The sequence below is a fragment of the Streptomyces sp. NPDC096136 genome (assembly GCF_044763325.1).
Classification (GTDB): Bacteria; Actinomycetota; Actinomycetes; order Streptomycetales; family Streptomycetaceae; genus Streptomyces.
In genome coordinates this window covers 137973-154484 of record NZ_JBIWFZ010000010.1, presented here as the reverse complement: position 1 = coordinate 154484, position 16512 = coordinate 137973, and the positions used below count along the sequence as shown (strand labels likewise).

16 protein-coding genes are annotated in these 16512 nt (G+C 74.4%); 9 read left to right on the top strand and 7 right to left on the bottom strand.

Going from position 1 to position 16512, the window contains the following annotated elements:
- The first annotated feature begins 113 nt into the window (after window positions 1-113).
- The 3 genes from ACIRBY_RS22015 to ACIRBY_RS22005 all read left to right on the top strand — a co-directional run bounded on the left by ACIRBY_RS22015 (window position 114) and on the right by ACIRBY_RS22005 (window position 4147).
- Window positions 114-2567 carry an HAD-IC family P-type ATPase gene (locus ACIRBY_RS22015; RefSeq protein ID WP_403902639.1) on the top strand — a complete coding sequence of 818 codons (2454 nt, stop codon included), beginning with the start codon at window positions 114-116 and terminating at the stop codon, window positions 2565-2567.
- A gap of 48 nt (window positions 2568-2615) precedes the next feature.
- The gene (thpR, locus tag ACIRBY_RS22010) at window positions 2616-3176 is read left to right on the top strand and encodes an RNA 2',3'-cyclic phosphodiesterase (protein ID WP_403902636.1); all 561 of its coding nucleotides are present in this window, start codon (window positions 2616-2618) and stop codon (window positions 3174-3176) included.
- A 218-nt stretch (window positions 3177-3394) separates the two neighbouring features.
- Entirely contained in the window at window positions 3395-4147 is a 753-nt protein-coding gene (locus ACIRBY_RS22005) for a hypothetical protein (RefSeq protein ID WP_403902634.1), read from the top strand.
- A 46-nt stretch (window positions 4148-4193) separates the two neighbouring features.
- Here the strand turns inward: ACIRBY_RS22005 and ACIRBY_RS22000 are convergent, their stop codons facing one another.
- The 3 genes from ACIRBY_RS22000 to ACIRBY_RS21990 all read right to left on the bottom strand — a co-directional run bounded on the left by ACIRBY_RS22000 (window position 4194) and on the right by ACIRBY_RS21990 (window position 7087).
- Window positions 4194-5165 carry an MmcQ/YjbR family DNA-binding protein gene (locus ACIRBY_RS22000; RefSeq protein WP_403902632.1) on the bottom strand — a complete coding sequence of 324 codons (972 nt, stop codon included), beginning with the start codon at window positions 5163-5165 and terminating at the stop codon, window positions 4194-4196.
- Window positions 5166-5333: 168 nt separating this feature from the next.
- Complete coding sequence (locus ACIRBY_RS21995) at window positions 5334-6332, bottom strand: aldo/keto reductase (protein WP_403902629.1); 999 nt, start codon at window positions 6330-6332, stop codon at window positions 5334-5336.
- A gap of 59 nt (window positions 6333-6391) precedes the next feature.
- Window positions 6392-7087, bottom strand: coding sequence for a GDSL-type esterase/lipase family protein (locus tag ACIRBY_RS21990; RefSeq protein WP_403902626.1), 696 nt, complete (start codon window positions 7085-7087; stop codon window positions 6392-6394).
- Window positions 7088-7194: 107 nt separating this feature from the next.
- On the opposite strand from ACIRBY_RS21990, the gene ACIRBY_RS21985 reads away from it, so the two are divergent.
- Together ACIRBY_RS21985 and ACIRBY_RS21980 are read left to right on the top strand one after the other, a co-directional pair.
- A complete protein-coding gene (locus ACIRBY_RS21985; RefSeq protein ID WP_403902623.1) occupies window positions 7195-8232 on the top strand; it encodes a WD40 repeat domain-containing protein in 1038 nt (345 codons plus the stop codon).
- A gap of 82 nt (window positions 8233-8314) precedes the next feature.
- Window positions 8315-9223 carry a helix-turn-helix domain-containing protein gene (locus ACIRBY_RS21980; RefSeq protein ID WP_403902621.1) on the top strand — a complete coding sequence of 303 codons (909 nt, stop codon included), beginning with the start codon at window positions 8315-8317 and terminating at the stop codon, window positions 9221-9223.
- A 37-nt stretch (window positions 9224-9260) separates the two neighbouring features.
- Here ACIRBY_RS21980 and ACIRBY_RS21975 read toward each other — a convergent pair whose 3' ends face one another.
- The 3 genes from ACIRBY_RS21975 to ACIRBY_RS21965 all read right to left on the bottom strand — a co-directional run bounded on the left by ACIRBY_RS21975 (window position 9261) and on the right by ACIRBY_RS21965 (window position 12128).
- Window positions 9261-10787 (bottom strand): SPFH domain-containing protein, encoded by a 1527-nt coding sequence (locus ACIRBY_RS21975; RefSeq protein ID WP_403902618.1) that lies wholly within the window; start codon window positions 10785-10787, stop codon window positions 9261-9263.
- A 119-nt stretch (window positions 10788-10906) separates the two neighbouring features.
- Complete coding sequence (locus ACIRBY_RS21970; RefSeq protein ID WP_403902897.1) at window positions 10907-11113, bottom strand: hypothetical protein; 207 nt, start codon at window positions 11111-11113, stop codon at window positions 10907-10909.
- Window positions 11114-11204: 91 nt separating this feature from the next.
- Complete coding sequence (locus tag ACIRBY_RS21965; RefSeq protein WP_403902615.1) at window positions 11205-12128, bottom strand: DUF3027 domain-containing protein; 924 nt, start codon at window positions 12126-12128, stop codon at window positions 11205-11207.
- A 336-nt stretch (window positions 12129-12464) separates the two neighbouring features.
- Here ACIRBY_RS21965 and ACIRBY_RS21960 point away from each other — a divergent pair, with 336 nt between their 5' ends.
- From ACIRBY_RS21960 to ACIRBY_RS21945, 4 genes are all read left to right on the top strand, one after another.
- Window positions 12465-13844, top strand: coding sequence for an MFS transporter (locus ACIRBY_RS21960; RefSeq protein WP_403902894.1), 1380 nt, complete (start codon window positions 12465-12467; stop codon window positions 13842-13844).
- Window positions 13845-13924: 80 nt separating this feature from the next.
- Window positions 13925-14431 (top strand): DUF2771 domain-containing protein, encoded by a 507-nt coding sequence (locus tag ACIRBY_RS21955; RefSeq protein WP_390687888.1) that lies wholly within the window; start codon window positions 13925-13927, stop codon window positions 14429-14431.
- A gap of 12 nt (window positions 14432-14443) precedes the next feature.
- Entirely contained in the window at window positions 14444-15172 is a 729-nt protein-coding gene (locus tag ACIRBY_RS21950) for a futalosine hydrolase (protein ID WP_403902612.1), read from the top strand.
- Entirely contained in the window at window positions 15156-16025 is an 870-nt protein-coding gene (locus ACIRBY_RS21945) for a 1,4-dihydroxy-6-naphthoate synthase (RefSeq protein WP_403902610.1), read from the top strand. Before ACIRBY_RS21950 ends, ACIRBY_RS21945 begins: the two co-directional genes overlap by 17 nt.
- Before the next feature lie 73 nt (window positions 16026-16098).
- On the opposite strand, the gene ACIRBY_RS21940 is transcribed toward ACIRBY_RS21945, so the two are convergent.
- Window positions 16099-16482: a cold-shock protein gene (locus ACIRBY_RS21940; RefSeq protein WP_042811480.1), complete on the bottom strand. Its 384-nt coding sequence runs from the start codon at window positions 16480-16482 to the stop codon at window positions 16099-16101.
- Window positions 16483-16512 lie beyond the last annotated feature (30 nt).

Below are 16512 nucleotides of genomic sequence, written 5' to 3'. Positions count from 1 at the left end.
AGGACCGGGCGCGGGGAGCGGGGGCGACCGGGGGACGATCCCGCTCATCCTGAAGTCGGATCTTCCCGCCGCTCGGCGGGTGAAGCGCGGGAACGCCCTTTACCGTCGAAAACATGACCCAGTGGGCGAGGATCGACCAGGACGGGCCCGAGCGGCCCGCAGCCGCCATCGACGCGGGGGCCGAGCTGGACCCCGTGCACCCCGTGAAGCCCCCCGCCCCCCGCTTCAAGCCGGGCGGTCTGACCACCCCCGAGGTCGCCGAGCGGGTCGCCCGCGGCGACGTCAACGACGTGCCGCTGCGCTCCTCGCGCTCCACCGCCGAGATCGTCCGCGCCAACGTCTTCACCCGCTTCAACGCCATCATCGGCGTCCTCTGGGTGATCATGCTGATCGTCGCGCCCATCCAGGACAGCCTCTTCGGCTTCGTGATCGTCGCCAACACCGGCATCGGCATCATCCAGGAGATGCGCGCCAAGAAGACCCTCGACGGGCTGGCCGTCATCGGCGAGGTCAAACCGAGCGTGCGCCGCGACGGCGCCACCGCCGAGATCTCCACCTCCGAGATCGTCCTCTCCGACGTCATCGAGCTCGGCCCCGGCGACAAGGTCGTCGTCGACGGGATCGTCGGCGAGGCCGACGGGCTGGAGATCGACGAGTCCCTCCTGACCGGCGAGGCCGACCCCGTCCTGAAGAAGCCCGGCGACCCGGTCATGTCCGGCTCCTTCGTCGTCGCCGGCGGGGGCGCCTTCACCGCCACCAAGGTCGGCCGCGAGGCCTACGCCGCCCAGCTCGCCGAAGAGGCCTCCCGCTTCACCCTCGTCCACTCCGAGCTGCGCACCGGCATCTCCACCATCCTCAAGTACGTCACCTGGATGATGATCCCGACCTCCATCGGCCTGATCATCAGCCAGCTCGTCGTCAAGGAGGACAACCTCAAGGACGCCATCGCCCGCACCGTCGGCGGCATCGTCCCGATGATCCCCGAGGGCCTCGTCCTCCTCACCTCCGTCGCCTTCGCCGTCGGCGTCATCCGGCTGGGCCGCAAGCAGTGCCTCGTCCAGGAGCTGCCGGCCATCGAGGGCCTCGCGCGCGTCGACGTCGTCTGCCTCGACAAGACCGGCACCCTCACCGAGGGCGGCATGGACGTCACCGAGCTCCGCCCGCTGGGCGGCGCGGACCCCGCCTACGTCGAGAAGGTCCTCGGCGCCCTCGGCGAGTCCGACCCCCGCCCCAACGCCAGCCTCCAGGCGATCGTCGACGCCTACCCCGACAGCGCCGAGTGGCGCTGCACCGAGTCGCTGCCCTTCTCCTCCGCCCGCAAGTACAGCGGCGCCAGCTTCAGCGAGGGCGACGGCGAGAACAACACCTGGCTGCTCGGCGCCCCCGACGTGCTCCTGCCCAGCGGGGACCCCGCGCTGGACGAGGTCGCCGGCCTCAACGAGGAGGGGCTGCGGGTCCTGCTGCTGGCCCGCTCGGCCCGCGAGCTCGACGACCCGGCCGTGGCCAGCGGGGTCCGGCCGACCGCCCTCGTCGTCCTCGAACAGCGGCTGCGGCCCGACGCCGCCGACACCCTGCGCTACTTCGGCGACCAGGAGGTCAAGGCCAAGGTCATCTCCGGCGACAACGCCGTCTCGGTCGGCGCGGTCGCCGGCAAGCTGGGCCTGCCCGGCGCCGCCGACACCGTGGACGCCCGGCACCTGCCCGCCGAACGGGACGCGATGGCCGAGGTCCTCGACGGCAACACCGTCTTCGGCCGGGTCACCCCGCAGCAGAAGCGCGACATGGTCGCCGCCCTCCAGTCCCGCGGCCACACGGTCGCCATGACCGGCGACGGCGTCAACGACGTGCTCGCCCTCAAGGACGCCGACATCGGCGTCTCCATGGGCTCGGGCTCCGAGGCCACCCGCGCCGTCGCCCAGATCGTCCTCCTCGACAACAGCTTCTCCACCCTTCCGTCGGTGGTGGCCGAGGGCCGGCGGGTCATCGGCAACATCACCCGCGTGGCGACCCTCTTCCTCGTCAAGACGGTCTACTCGGTGCTGCTGGCGATCCTGGTGGTCTGCTCCCAGGTCGAGTACCCCTTCCTCCCCCGCCACCTCACCCTCCTGTCCACGCTCACCATCGGCGTCCCGGCGTTCTTCCTGGCGCTGGCCCCCAACACGGAACGGGCGCGGCCGCACTTCGTGCGGCGGGTCATGCGCTACGCCATCCCCGGCGGGGCCGTCGCGGCGGTGGCCACCTTCGTCTCGTACCTGATCGCCCGCGTCCACTACACCGGCCCGGACGCCCTGACGTCCGAGACCAGCGCGGCGACGCTGACGCTGTTCCTGACCTCGCTGTGGGTGCTGGCGATCATCGCCCGGCCGTACACCTGGTGGCGGGTGGTGCTCGTGGCCGCGATGGGGGCGGCGTTCCTGCTCGTCCTGGCGGTGCCCTGGCTCCAGCACTTCTTCCAGCTGAAGCTGGAGGGGGTGACGATGCCGTGGATCGCGGTCGCGATCGCGGCAGCGGCGGCGGCCCTGATCGAGGTCGCCTTCCGCTGGGTGGACCACCGCTTCCCGGCGTAGGGACGGCGGGGCGCGAAGTCGCCCCGCCCAGCGGCTATCGTCGGGGACATGAGGCTGTTCGCCGCCGTTGTGCCGAGCGCCGGGGCCGTCGCCGAGCTGCGGGAGGCCGTCGCCGCGGCGCCGCAGGGCCACGGGCTGCGCTGGACCGGCGAAGCCGGCTGGCACTTCACCCTCGCCTTCATGGGCGAGGTGGCGGACCCCCTCCTCCCGGAGCTGCACGCCCGCCTCGGCCGGGCGGCCGCCCGCACCGCGCCCTTCCCGCTCCGCCTCCGCGGCGCCGGACACTTCGGCCGCCGCGCCCTGTGGATCGGCGCCGCGGGCGGGCTCGACGCGCTGCGGCTGCTCGCGGAGCGGGCCGACGCCGCCGCCCGCCGGGCCGGGGTCCCCATGGAGCAGCACCGCCGCTACACCCCGCACCTCACCCTGGCCCGGGCCCGCCACGACCACGCCGACCTGCGGCCCTCCCTCGACGCCCTCGCCGGCTTCGAGGGCACGGCCTGGCAGGTCGACGCCCTGCGGCTCGTCCGCAGCAGCCTGCCCGTCTCCGGCGTTCCCGGCGAGCAGCCGCGCTACGAGGTCGTCGGGGAATGGCCCCTGACCGGCCATTAGCACTATTCGGGCACTCGTGCAGGGTTTTCGAAAAAGATTTCACATCCGGAAGCAAAGGATCCGCTGAACCCTTGCCCCACCGGCGGCGGCCCGATGTGATGCGCGAGTCCTGTCGCTGAACCGGACGCGCCGCGCTCCCCCGCGCGGGCCGGGGGACGGCCGGGGGCACGGCCGGCCGGAACCAGCAGTGCATCCGAACAACGAGGTCGAACCACACCGTGCGTCAGATATCTCCCGTCGCCACCCTCTTCGCCGTCGCGGTCCTCCCGCTCGCGCTCACGGCCTGCTCCGCCACCCCGAAGGCCGCCCCGAAGGCCGCCCCGACGACCGCCGCGTCGAAGGCACCCGCCGCCGCGGCGCCCTCCGCCGCGACGGCGGCCGTCGACGGCCCCAACAAGGGCCTCCTGACGGGTACGCAGCTCAAGGCCGCGCTGGCCCCCGCCTCCTTCTTCGCCGCCGGCTTCACCGCCGACCCCGCCGACCAGCGCGACACCGGCCCCGCCTACCGGGCCCCGGCCACCGCCGAGGTCCCCACCCCCGACTGCACCAAGCTCGGCGGGACCGCGTGGACCGAGATCACCGGCATCACCGGCGTCTCGTTCGCGCAGAACGCGTACGTCAACAAGAACACCTCCGAGGAGTTCGCCCAGGAGGTCGACGTCTACCAGGGCACCACCGCCACGACGGTCCTCGGCGCGCTCGGCATGCTCTCCAAGGCCTGCCCGAGCTACCCCGACGAGCCGACCCACAGCACGGTGACCGTCACCGAGAAGCCCCTGGCCGGCGTCGGCGACGGCGCCTGGGCCATCACCGAGACCAGCCCCGCCTGGCAGGGCGGCACCACCCTCGTCGCCGCCCGGGTCGGCCACTCCGTGGTGACCGTCCTCGTCAGCAGCAGCACCGACAAGGGCCTGGCGGGCGCGACCAAGCTGACGAACCAGCTGGTCGGGAACCTCAAGGGCAAGGCCTGACCCAGGGCGCGCGGCGGTGCCCCCGCGGGGGCACCGCCGCGCGCCCTCAGGACCCCTGATGGGTGATGGTCACGTACAGGTACTCGTCCAGCAGCTTGGCCAGCGGCAGCCCCGGCCGGCCCAGCTCCGCGGCCAGCGCGGCCTCGTCCAGGCCGCCGCCCTCCGCGAGCGCGGCACGCGCCCAGGCCCGGCCGGTCGCCAGGTGCCGGGCGAAGGCCGCCTCGTCCCGGGCGCCCCACAGCCGCTGCGCGATCGCCGCGTCCCAGGGCATCACCGTGTCGGGCCGCAGCGCGAACAGCGCCTTCGCCGCGGCCGTCGGACCCAGGGTCCGGCGCCCGACGGGCAGCGCCGCCAGCTCCCCGTACGCGGCGGCGAGCCGGGCGATCTCCCGGTCGCCCAGGGCCGCCAGCCGGGTCGCCGGCAGGTCCCCGTGCCGGGACCACCAGTGGGCCAGCCCCTCCCCGAACACGTCCGGCTCGCCCTCCCGCGGGTAGCGGATCCGGCAGCCCCAGGCGTTGAGCCAGCGGTGCAGGGCGGTGCGGTGCCCGGTGCCCGACAGGTCGAGCCCGGGCGCGGTGTCCGCGCGCAGCGCCAGCCAGCTCCGGTCGACCCCGGGGAACGCCCCGAACACCTCGGCCGCCGCCCGCAGCCGGGCCAGCCCGGGCGCGGGCGGCAGGTCGCCCTCCAGGTGCGCGCGGGCCACCTTGGCCGGCACGCACATCCGCCAGGCGTCGGTGACCAGCTCCTCCAGCTCCGCCACGTCGAGGGCGGCCATCCGCGCCTCGACCCAGTGGTAGCGCATGTCGCCGGTGCCCGGCAGGAAGAACTTCTCCGGCTCGGCGGCGACGAGCGCGGCCCGCTCCTCCTTGGGGAAGGCGAAGCCGAGCCCGGTCTCGTCCCGCGAGAGGGCGAGGTAGACGATCCGGCCTATCCGGAACTTCACCCGGTCGCGGACGAGGTGTTCCTCGGTGCGCGGCAGCGCGAGCGCCAGCCGCCGTACGTCGTCGACTGTGACCATGACGGAAGTCTCGCAGCCCCTGGCACGGGGGCCGGGAGCTGCCGCGTTAGTCTCGACGGGTGGATCCGAAGACCAGAAACCGTGTCATGGCCGGTGTGCTCGTGCTGATGTTCGTCGTCGTCGCCGTGGCGGCCGCGGTGGGCCAGTAGCCCCGGGGCCGCCCCCGCGCTACCAGGCGAAGGCCTCCGGCGACGGGCCCGGTCCGGGGAAGATCCCGTCCAGCCCGGCCAGCACCTCCGGCGACAGCTCCAGCTCCACCGCCCTCAGCGCGGACGCGAGCTGCTCCTGCGTACGCGGGCCGACGATCGGTCCGGTGACCCCGGGCCGGGTCAGCAGCCAGGCCAGGGCCGTGTCGCCGGGCTCCAGGCCGTGCTTGTCGAGCAGGTCCTCGTACGCCTGCACCTGCGCCCGCACCGTGCTGTCGGCGAGCGCGTCCGCCGTCCGCCCGGAGGCACTGCGCCCCTCGGACGCGCCGGCGGCCTGCTTGCGGATCGCCCCGCCGAGCAGGCCCCCGTGCAGCGGCGACCACGGGATGACGCCGAGCCCGTACTCCTGCGCGGCCGGGATCACCTCCATCTCGGCGCGCCGCTCGGCGAGGTTGTAGAGGCACTGCTCGCTGACGAGCCCGAGCCGGCCGCTGCGCGCGGCGGCCTCGTTGGCCTGGGCGATCTTCCAGCCGGGGAAGTTGGAGGAGCCGGCGTAGAGGATCTTGCCCTGCTGGATCAGGACCTCGACGGCCTGCCAGATCTCCTCGAAGGGGGTCCGGCGGTCGACGTGGTGGAACTGGTAGACGTCGATGTGGTCGGTCTGCAGCCGCTTGAGGCTGGCGTCGACGGCGCGGCGGATGTTGAGGGCGGAGAGCCGGTCGAAGTTGGGCCAGGTCTCCCCCTCGCGGGACATCGAGCCGTAGACCTTGGTGGCGAGGACCGTCTTCTCGCGGCGGCCGCCGCCCTGGGCGAACCAGGTGCCGATGATCTCCTCGGTGCGGCCCTTGTTCTCACCCCAGCCGTAGACGTTGGCGGTGTCGAAGAAGTTGACGCCCGCGTCGAGCGCCGCGTCCATGAGGGCGTGGCTGGTGGGTTCGTCGGTCTGGGGGCCGAAGTTCATGGTGCCGAGTACGAGTCGGCTGACCTTGAGGCCGGTACGTCCGAGCTGCGTGTACTTCATGGGGCCCAAGCCAACTGCCTGGAGTGCGCTCGAAGCAAGACCCCCGTGGTCGCGGCGCGTTACGCGTCGGCCGCGGGGCGGTAGGGGCCGCCGATGCCCCAGGCCTGGTGGAGGACGGCCGCGAACTCGCCGGCCAGGCGGTGTTCGCCGGAGGCGTTGGGGTGCGTGCCGTCGTAGGTGTCGCGGTGGATGTCGTACGCGTGCGGGCGCGCGGCCAGCTGGATCGGGGAGGCGGCGTCGGCGAGGTCGGCGACCGTCTTCGCGAGCAGCTCGTTGAAGCGGACGACCTCCTCGGCGAAGGGGGCGTCCTCCTCGGCGCGGACGTTGGGTATGACCGGCAGGAGGACCATCCGGATCCCGGGGCGGGCCTCGCGGGCGGCCTCGACGAAGGCGCGGGCGTTGGCGGCGGTCTGGTCGGCCTTGGTGTAGAAGCCGAGGTCGATCAGGCCGAGGGAGACGAGCAGGACGTCGGCCCGGGCCTCGCGGACGGCCGGTCCGATGAGCGGTGCCATGTGCTGCCAGCCCTCGCCCCAGCCTGCCAGGTGGCGGCGGGCCGGCCCGGGGAAGGCGGGGTCGGCGTAGGCGTCGCTGGAGGGGGCGTCGCAGGCGGTGTCGTAGAGCGTGCCGCGCGGGCCGACGATCTCGAAGGAGCCGTCGCCGAGGGTGGCGCCGAGGTGCTGCCACATCCGGTAGCGCCAGGTGTAGTCGCCGGCGCGTCCGATGGTCATGGAGTCGCCGACGAACATGAAACGCATCCGGTCATCATCGCGGATCATGCGGCGGGAGCCCCTGTGATGCCGGACACGCCGGGGTCCGGACGGGCCGTGCCGCCCGGCCGGGCCGGTCCTGGCAGGCTGGGGGGATGCGCCTGCTGACCGTGCCGACGACCGCCGTTCCCGCCGCTCTCGTCCTGGGCCTGCTGCTGCCGGGTGCCGCCGCGGCCTCCGGCGCCGCCCCGGCCACCGGGAGTCCGTCCCCCACCGCGTCCGGGTTCACGATCACCGATCCGCGGATCACGGAGTCGAGCGGGCTGGCGGCCAGCCGGATCCATCCGGGCGTGTACTGGACGCACAACGACAGCGACGACGGCCCGTACGTGTACGCGGTGGACTCGGCGACGGGCAGGACGGTGGCCCGGATCACGATGGCCGGCATCGGCACCCCGCGCGACGTGGAGGCCATCTCGCTCGGCCCCGACGGGAACCTCTACGTCGGGGACATCGGCGACAACCGGGACGGCACCTGGGAGCACGTGTGGATCTACCGCTTCCCGGAGCCGAAGGAGCTGGCCGACGCCACCGTGAAGGCCGAGCAGTTCACGGCCGTGTACGCGGACGGGCCGCGCAACGCCGAGGCGCTGATGGTGCATCCGGTGACGGGCCGGGTGTACATCGCGAGCAAGAACGAGCAGGGCGGCGGCCTGTACGAGGGCCCGGAGAAGCTGTCGGCGGACGGGCGCAACGTCTTCCGGCGGGTGGCGGAGGTGCCGTGGGTGACGGACGGGGCGTTCTCCCCGGACGGCACCCGGCTGACGCTGCGCGGCTACTTCACGGCGCGGACGTACCCGTGGAAGGACGGGCGGCCGCAGGGCGAGGGCGAGCGGGTGGACGCGCCCTGGCAGGGGCAGGCGGAGTCGGTGACGTACTCCCCCGACGGGCGGACGCTGCTGTTCGGGGCGGAGGGGGCGGGCAGCCGGGTGGTGGCCGTCCCGGTGGCGCCCGCGGCCACCCCGGCCCCCTCCGGTCCGGCGCGCCCCGCTCCGGCGGCGGGGTCGTCGGGCGAGAAGGGCGCGGACGGGGCGGAGGGCGGCGGCTTCACGAAGGGCGCCCTGGTCCTCGCGGCGGGCACGGCCCTGGTCCTGGCGGCCAAGCGGCTGCTGCGGCGGCGTCCGAAGGGCTGAGCGCGGCCCCGGCATGCCCGGCGCCCCCGCCGGAACCGCCGGGGAGCGGGGGCGCGTCCCTGCCCACGGACAAGGACCTGGCATGACCATGCCGGAGATGACGGGGGCGGGGATGGGAGTGGTGACGGTCGTGCCCTGCGGGGCGGCGGCACGGGACGACCGGCCCGAGCGCGCGCCCCTCCAGGACCTCGACCTGGGCCCCGTCCGGGTGTCCACCTTCAGCCGGGTCCCCGCGCTCCCCCGCACCACCGACCCCGAGCGCTACCAGCTGGCCCTGGTCACCGGAGGCCTGGTGCTCTGCGACACGTCCCACCCGTACGAGGGGGGCGCCGCCCCCGCGGCGGACCGCACGGTGGTGCTCCAACTCCCGCGCACCTCGCTGCCGTTCCGGCCGGAGCGGGTGGACCGGCTGCTCTCCCAGCGGATCCCCGCCACGCGGGGCACGGGCGCGGCCCTGGCCCAGTTCCTCGGCAGCGTCGGCGCCCACGCCGACGGCTGCGGGGAACGGGAACTGGCCCGGCTGGGTTCGGCCGCGCTGGGCCTGGCGACCGCCTGCCTCGCCGAACGCCTCGACGTGTACGACGACCTCCCCGCCGAGGCGCGCGAGGAGGCGCTGCTGCGGCAGATCGACGCCTACATCGAGCACAACCTCGCGGATCCGGAGCTGACTCCGGGCGCGGTGGCCGCCCGCCACCACATCTCCCTGCGCCGCCTGCACCTCCTCTTCGAGGGCCGGCCCGCGGGCGTCGCCGCCACCATCCGCGGCCGCCGGCTGGCGGCCGCCCGCGCCGACCTGCTCCGGCCGGACCTGAGGCGCCGGCCGGTGCACTCGATCGCCGCCCGCTGGGGTTTCAGCAGCGCCGCCGTCTTCAGCCGGGCGTTCCGCCAGGCGTACGGCACGAGCCCGACGGAACTGCGCCGCAAACGCGTTGCGCGCAAGGTCAACGATCCTTGCGCGCAACGCACATGCACCGGAGCGGCACCGGCCTAGGATCGCCTTCCGGCCACCCGGCGGTGCCCGCCGCCGGTCAGGCGCGGTCCTCGTCGATCGGGATCTGCGTCCTGCCGGGGCCTCTGCCGTTCACGGGGGTGACGGCAGGGGCCGGACCCTCCTCGGGCCCCTTCTGCTGGGCGGCCATCGAGGCCAGCAGCTGACGGGCCACGCCGAGCCCGGTACCGCCCATCGTCAGGGCCTTGGCGAACATCTCCGACATCCCCTCGGCCCCGTTGAGCAGCACCATGTGCTCGACGCTGCCGAAGGCGCCCGCGCCCGCCTGGACGATCGCCGGCCAGTTCTCGGCGAGCTGCTGGGCGACCACGGCCTCCTGGTTCTCGGCGAGGGCCGCGGCCCTCGCCTTGATCGCCTCGGCCTCGGCCAGGCCCTTGGCCTTCGCCGCCTCCGCCGCGGCGAGGCCGTTCGCCCGCGCCGACTCGGCCGCCGCGAGGCCCTTGGCCTGGGTGGCGGCCGCCTCCGCCTCACCGCTGACCCGGGTCGCGGTGGCCGCCGCGTGTCCGCGCGCCTCCGTGGCCTGTGCCTCGGCCGCCGCGGCCGTCTTGACCCGCGTCGCCTCGGCGGCCGCCGCCAGCTCGGTCTCCTTCGCCTTGGCCTGCGCCGCCGAGATGCGCGCGTCGCGCTCCGCCTCGGCGAGCGTCCTCGTCTGGTAAGCGGCCGCGTCCGCGGGCTTGCGCACGTCGGCCTGGAGCTGCTGCTCCCTGCGGTGCGCCTCCAGCTCGGCGACCCGGGTCTCCTGGACGACGACCTCCTGGCGGGCGGCGGCCTCGGACAGCGGGCCCGCCTGCCGGGCGGTGGCCGCGGCCTTGTCCCGTTCGGCCTGGTAGCCGGCCTGGAGGATCTCGCTGTCCCGGGTGGCCTCGGCCATCCGGGCGAAGGCGGTCTGCTCCGCCTCGGTCGCGAGGCGGTTCGCCTCGGCCTGCGCGATGCGGGCGTCGCGCTGGACGGCGGCGGCGTGCGGCATCGCGAGGTTCTTGATGTACCCGGTCGGGTCCTCGATCTCGTGGATCTGCAGCGAGTCCACGATCAGCCCGAGCTTCTCCATCTCGGTCCCGCAGGCCGCCCGGGTCTGGCCGGTCAGCTTCTCCCGGTCGCGGATCATGTCCTCGACCGTCAGACCGCCGACGATGGAGCGCAGATGGCCGGCGAAGACGATGTGCACCCGCTCGGGCATCATCTTCTGCTGGTCGAGGAAGCGGCGCGCGGCATTGGCGATGGACACGTAGTCATCGCCGATCTTGAAGATCACGACCCCCTTGACCCGCAGCGGGATGCCCTGGTGGGTCACGCAGTCCACGTTCAGCTGGGTCTCGTTGAGGTCCAGCGAGAGCTTGCGCACCGCCTGCACGCCGGGCAGGACGAGCGTGCCGCGGCCGGTGACGATCCGGAAGCCCATGCCCTCGCCGATGCCCTCGGTCTTGTGCGTGGAGCCTGAGATGACGAGCGCCTCGTTCGGTTCGGCCACCCGCCACATGAGCTTGAACAGGCCGATCAAGGCAATGATTGCGGCGAGAACGACTCCCGCCACGACGCCGACAGCCATCGGCAACGCCCCCTTAGAACGGTGCCGTTCGGCACCGACGGGGTGAGTCTGCGCCCGTGCGGGGGTGGTGGAGAAGTGGCCGGATCGTTCTTGTCGCCATCTTGATACGCGGGAGGGCGTCAGCCCTCGTACACCGGCATCACGTACACGGTGCGCGGGGGTTGGTACTCGACGACGGCGACCACGGTCCCGACGGCGATCCGGGCGCTCTCGCCGGGGGCGGGGTACGCGAGGAAGTGCTCGGCGCCGCCGCGGACGCGGACGATGACCTCGCCCACCAGCCCCGGCCCCACGGTCCCGGTCACCCGCCCGGTCATCCCCACCATGTCCATGCCGCCGAGCGTACGGTGCCGCCGCCGCGCGGGGCAGGCCCCGGCCGGCGGCGGCACCCCGCGCCCGCAGACGGCGGCGCGGCGGCTACGAGTGGCCGAGGTCCTCGGAGGGGACGTCCGACTCCGGGACCGAACCCGTGTCGGCGGCCGGCCGCAGGGGGAACTCGTCCAGGGCCGTGGAGTCCAGCACCGGCTCCGCGGGCCTCGGCGGCTTCGGCATCACCGCGGCCTCCGAATGGCCGCCGCACCCGTACGACAGCGACACCAGCCGCCCGTCCGCCGGGCCGAACTCGTTCGCGCACACCCCGAAGGCCTGCCCCAGCGAGCCGCCGATGGCCACCAGGAAGCCGCAGGACACGCACGAGGCCGGCGCGGCCTGCGCCATGGGGGTCTTCGCCCCGAAGGACTCGTCCCAGCGGTCGGCGGCCGTGTGCAGCCCGTACCGGGACAGCACCCGCGCGCGCCGCATGCCCAGCTCTTCCGCCACGGCCGTGATCGAGCCGCGCGCCGGGACGACCACCCGGTCGGTGACGTCGGCGTCCTCCGCCTCCACCAGCTCGGCCATCTCCGCCGAGACCACCGAGTTCGGCGGGGCCGCGTCCTCGCCGCTGTACCCGGGCTCCAGCCTCAGGTCGTCCGCGTCCGTCGGGAGCAGGTCGCCCGGGCCCATGTCGCCAGGCCGCAGCCGCTCGCTCCACGGCACCCACTCCGGCGCGAGCAGGGCGTCGTCACCCGGCAGCAGCACCGTTTCGTCCAGGGTGACGTTCTTGGCCCGCGACGCGCGGGTGACGGTGACGGCCCAGCGCCAGCCGCGGTATCCCGCTTCCTTGCACTCGAAGAAGTGAGTGACGACCCGGTCGCCCTCCGCCACGACCGAGACGTGCTCGCCCACCACACCGGGGTAGGCGGCCTCCTCGGCCGCCTCGCGGGCGAGCTCCACGGCCTCGACACACAGGCGGTCGGGGGCGGGGGTACGCGGGGTACGGCTTCGCGTCGTCGCAGCACTCACAGGTCTCGTTCTCTCCTACGCCGTCTCACGAGTGCGCCGTCCGTACTGTCGTCCACAACGACCCGTCGGTCTCGTCCGTACGTAGCGCGGGCGGAGCGGACCAGAGGGCCGCGTCGACGTCCGCGCCCCGATCGGCCTCGGGCGCACCCCATGTGATCCATTCTGCGGGATCGCGAAGAGGCGCGCGGCCAAGAGCAACCGCCGGTGGCGCGCTACGCACGCTACCTCCTCCGAAGCCTTCGGCCCACATGCGAGGTCCGATTCGCGGACATCGGAGGCACCCGGACCACCCCCCGGCGGCGGCCCGACGCGCCGGGACGGGTCCCGGCGGGCCGTCTGGGGCACTATGGCACGGTGGCTCCCGCACGGTCGTCCGCAGACGGCTCGGGACCGGCCAGGCGGGCCGGCCGGGCGGTCGGGCGCGCCCTGCACCTCCCGTTCACCGGTACGGCGCGCGGGATCCGGCGCGTCACGCACGCCCACGGGGCGGGGGAATCGGGGCTCGGGCGGCTGATCGAACTCCACGCCATCAACGGGGCCGGCGACGTCATGATCACCGTCGCGCTCGCGTCGACGGTGTTCTTCTCCGTTCCCACGGACGAGGCACGCGGACGGGTGGCCCTGTACCTCGCGATCACCATGGCCCCCTTCACCCTGCTGGCCCCCGTGATCGGCCCGCTGCTGGACCGGCTGCCGCACGGACGGCGGGCGGCGATGGCGTGCGCGATGCTGGCGCGGGCGCTCCTCGCGGTGCTGATGTCGGGCACGGTCGCGACCGGCGGCCTGGCGCTCTACCCGGCGGCGCTGGGCGTCCTGGTCGCCTCCAAGGCGTACGGCGTCGTGCGCAGCGCCGTGGTCCCGCGCCTGCTGCCGCCGGCGTTCTCGCTGGTCAAGGCGAACTCCCGGGTCACGCTGGCGGGCCTCCTCGCGACCGGCGCGGCGGCGCCGGCGGCGGCCGGCCTGCACGCGGTCGGGCCGCCGTGGCCGCTGTACGGGGCCTGCGCGATCTTCGTGTGGGGGACCTTCGCGGCGTTCCAGCTGCCGCACAAGGTGGACGAGGCCAAGGGCGAGCGCCGGGCCCGCCTGTCCACGCACGAGGCGCACTCGAAACGGCCCGGCCTGCGGACGGTCAGCCGCCCGGTGCTGTGCGGGCTGCTGGCGAACGCCTCGATGCGGGCCCTGTCCGGGTTCCTGATCTTCTTCCTGGCGTTCCTGCTGCGCGAGCACCCGCTGGGCGGCCGGAGCGCGGCGGTGTCCCTCGGCATCGTGGGCGTCGCGGCGGGCGTGGGCAACGCCTGCGGCACGGCGGTGGGGGCGTGGCTGCGGGCGCGGGCCCCGGAGGCCATCGTGGCCTCCGTGCTGTCCGCCACCCTGGTGGTGGCGATCGTGGCCGCGGCCTTCTTCAGCGGCCCGCTCGTGGCCGTCCTGGCCTGCACGGCCGGCTTCTGCCAGGCCCTGGCGAAGCTGTCGCTGGACGCGATGATCCAGCGCGACGTCCCGGAGGCCGTCCGCACCTCGGCCTTCGCCCGCTCGGAGACCCTGCTCCAGATGGCGTGGGTCCTGGGCGGCGGCATAGGCATCGCCCTGCCGCTGAACGGCGTCCTGGGCATGGCGGTGGCGGCCGCTCTGGTGGCCCTGGGCACCGTGATGGCCCTGCGGGGGCTCCTCACCGCCCCCCACCGCCACCGGAGCTCCCCCCACGCCCGCGCGGCCTGAGGCCCCCGTCGGCGCAGGGGCGCGCCGCCGTGGGACCCCCGTGCGGCGGCGCAGCCCAGCGGCCCGATAGCCTTCGGCTCATGACCGCACCGCTTTTCCCGGGTAGGGCCCGCCGCAGCGTCGCGGCCCTCGGAGCCGTGTCCGCCGGCCTCCTCCTCCTGTCCGCCTGCGACAAGCCGACGCCGCTCGCGACCGTGACCGTCGGCAGCTCGTCGGTGTCCGCCGAGTCCGAGTGCCGCGCCGACAACGGCGAGAACGGCAAGGAGCTCTCCATGGACAAGGTCCAGGAGTGCCTCACCGCCCGCAAGGACGCCAAGACCATCGAGTACGGCCGCGGCGACACGCTGCGCCTCGGCGTCGAGCCGGCGGTCGTCGAGGACGGCAAGAAGTGGCAGGCGGTCCTCGACGGCCAGCCGATCACCGAGCCGTCCTCGAACACCTACCGCAGCTTCGCCGGCGCCGACGTCTTCGCGACCGGCGGCCAGGGCGAGGCGCCCCAGTCGAAGATGCTGAGCTTCGTCCAGGTCGGCGAGGACGGCAAGCCCCTCGCCGTCTGGTCCTTCAAGCTCAAGCTGAAGAACAGCTAGCGGCGGCGCGGCGTGCGCGTGCTGGTCGTGACCGCCGTGGCCGCGGAGGCAGACTCCGCGGCCTCCGGTCTCACCCCTCATCAGGACCCGGTCACGCCCGAGCCGCGCACCCTGCCCGGCAACTACTCCGTCATCCGCCGGGACCTGCCCGGCCTCGCCGTCGACGTGCTCGTCGGCGGTGTCGGCCCGGCCTCCGCCGCGGCCGCGACGGCCACCGCGCTCGCGCTGGCCGAGTACTCCCTCGTCATCTCCGCCGGCATCGGCGGCGGGTTCGCCCCCGCCGCCCCGCTCGGCTCGCTCGTGGTCGCCGACGCGCTCGTCGCCGCCGACCTGGGCGCGGAGACCCCCGAGGGCTTCGTCCCCGTGCAGGAGCTGGGCTTCGGCCGCAGCGTGCACCTTCCGCCCGCCGGGCTCGCCGCACGGGCCGCGGAGGCCACCGGGGCGCTCCTCGCGCCCGTCCTGACCGTCTCCACCGTCACCGGCAGCGCCGCCCGCGCCGCCGAGCTCGCCGCCCGCCACCCGCTCGCCGGGGCCGAGGCGATGGAGGGCTTCGGGGTCGCGGAGGCGGCCGCCGCGCACGGGCTCCCGGTGCTGGAGATCCGCGCCGTGTCCAACGCCGTCGGCCCGCGCGACCGGGCCGCCTGGCGGATCGGGGACGCCCTGGCCGCCCTCGCGGACGGATTCCGCGCGCTGGGCCCCGTACTCGTCACCTGGGGAGAACGCCATGACCGCGACCGCTGACCGCACCCCGCCGATCACCCTGGACATCGCCTACTCGCCCTGCCCGAACGACACCTTCGTCTTCGACGCGTGGGCGCACGGCCGCGTCCCGGGCGCACCCGCCCTCGACGTGACCTTCGCCGACATCGACGTCACCAACGGCATGGCCGAGCGCGGCGAGCTGGACGTGCTGAAGGTGTCGTACGCCGTGCTGCCGTGGGTGCTGGAGGAGTACGCGCTGCTGCCCTGCGGCGGGGCGCTGGGGCGCGGCTGCGGCCCGCTCGTCCTCACCCGCGAGCCGGGGCTGGACCTGACCGGCAGGACGGTCGCGGTGCCGAGCGAGCGCTCCACCGCCTACCTGCTGTTCCGGCTGTGGGCGGCGGACGTGCTCCCCGGCGGGGTCGGCGAGGTCGTCGTCCTCCCGTTCAACGAGATCATGCCGGCGGTGCGCGACGGCCGCGTGGACGCCGGACTGGTCATCCACGAGGCCCGGTTCACCTATCAGGAGTACGGGCTGCACCGCCTGGCCGACATGGGCGAGCACTGGGAGTCCACCACCGGCCTGCCGATCCCGCTGGGCGCGATCATCGCCAGGCGCTCGCTGGGCGCGGACACGCTGCGCGCGCTGGCCGAGGCGGCCCGCACGTCGGTGCGGATGGCCTGGGACGACCCCGAGGCCTCCCGGCCCTACGTCCGGGCGCACGCGCAGGAGCTGGACCCGAAGGTCGCCGACCAGCACATCGGGCTGTACGTCAACGAGTTCACCGCCGACCTGGGCGACGCCGGCTACGCGGCCGTCCGCGGGCTGCTGACCCGGGCCGCCGCCGAGGGCCTCGTTCCGGCCATCGGGCCGGACGCGCTGGCCTTCCCGTAGCCGCGCCCCGCACGCGCCGGTGCCCCGCCGCTCGGAGGAGCGGCGGGGCACCGGCGTGCGCGCGGGGGAACGCTCAGACGTCGAGCTGGTCGGCCACCGCGCGCAGCAGGCCGGCGATCTTCGCGCCGTGCGCCTTGTCGGGGTAGCGGCCGCGTTCGAGCATCGGGGTGATGTTCTCCAGCAGGGTCGTCAGGTCCTGCACGATCGAGGCGAGCTCGTCGGGCTTGCGCCGCTGGGCGGCGGCCACCGACGGCGTCGGCTCCAGCACGACTACCGAAAGCGCCTGGTCACCGCGCTGCCCCGCGACGACGCCGAACTCGACGCGCTGCCCGGGCTTGAGCGCGTCGACCCCATCGGGGAGCACCGACGAGTGCACGAAGACGTCTCCGCCGTCGTCACGGGAGAGAAAGCCGAAGCCCTTCTCGCTGTTGAACCACTTGACCTTGCCGGTAGGCACGTCCGTCCTCTGTCCTTGTGCTCGTCGGGT

Coding starts and splice junctions, on each gene's coding strand:
- ACIRBY_RS22015 (WP_403902639.1), top strand. CDS start 114: ATGACCCAGTGGGCGAGGATCGACCAGGACGGGCCCGAGCGGCCCGCA.
- thpR (WP_403902636.1), top strand. CDS start 2,616: ATGAGGCTGTTCGCCGCCGTTGTGCCGAGCGCCGGGGCCGTCGCCGAG.
- ACIRBY_RS22000 (WP_403902632.1), bottom strand. CDS start 5,165: ATGGTCACAGTCGACGACGTACGGCGGCTGGCGCTCGCGCTGCCGCGC.
- ACIRBY_RS21995 (WP_403902629.1), bottom strand. CDS start 6,332: ATGAAGTACACGCAGCTCGGACGTACCGGCCTCAAGGTCAGCCGACTC.
- ACIRBY_RS21990 (WP_403902626.1), bottom strand. CDS start 7,087: ATGCGTTTCATGTTCGTCGGCGACTCCATGACCATCGGACGCGCCGGC.
- ACIRBY_RS21985 (WP_403902623.1), top strand. CDS start 7,195: ATGCGCCTGCTGACCGTGCCGACGACCGCCGTTCCCGCCGCTCTCGTC.
- ACIRBY_RS21980 (WP_403902621.1), top strand. CDS start 8,315: ATGACCATGCCGGAGATGACGGGGGCGGGGATGGGAGTGGTGACGGTC.
- ACIRBY_RS21975 (WP_403902618.1), bottom strand. CDS start 10,787: ATGGCTGTCGGCGTCGTGGCGGGAGTCGTTCTCGCCGCAATCATTGCC.
- ACIRBY_RS21970 (WP_403902897.1), bottom strand. CDS start 11,113: ATGGTGGGGATGACCGGGCGGGTGACCGGGACCGTGGGGCCGGGGCTG.
- ACIRBY_RS21955 (WP_390687888.1), top strand. CDS start 13,925: ATGACCGCACCGCTTTTCCCGGGTAGGGCCCGCCGCAGCGTCGCGGCC.
- ACIRBY_RS21945 (WP_403902610.1), top strand. CDS start 15,156: ATGACCGCGACCGCTGACCGCACCCCGCCGATCACCCTGGACATCGCC.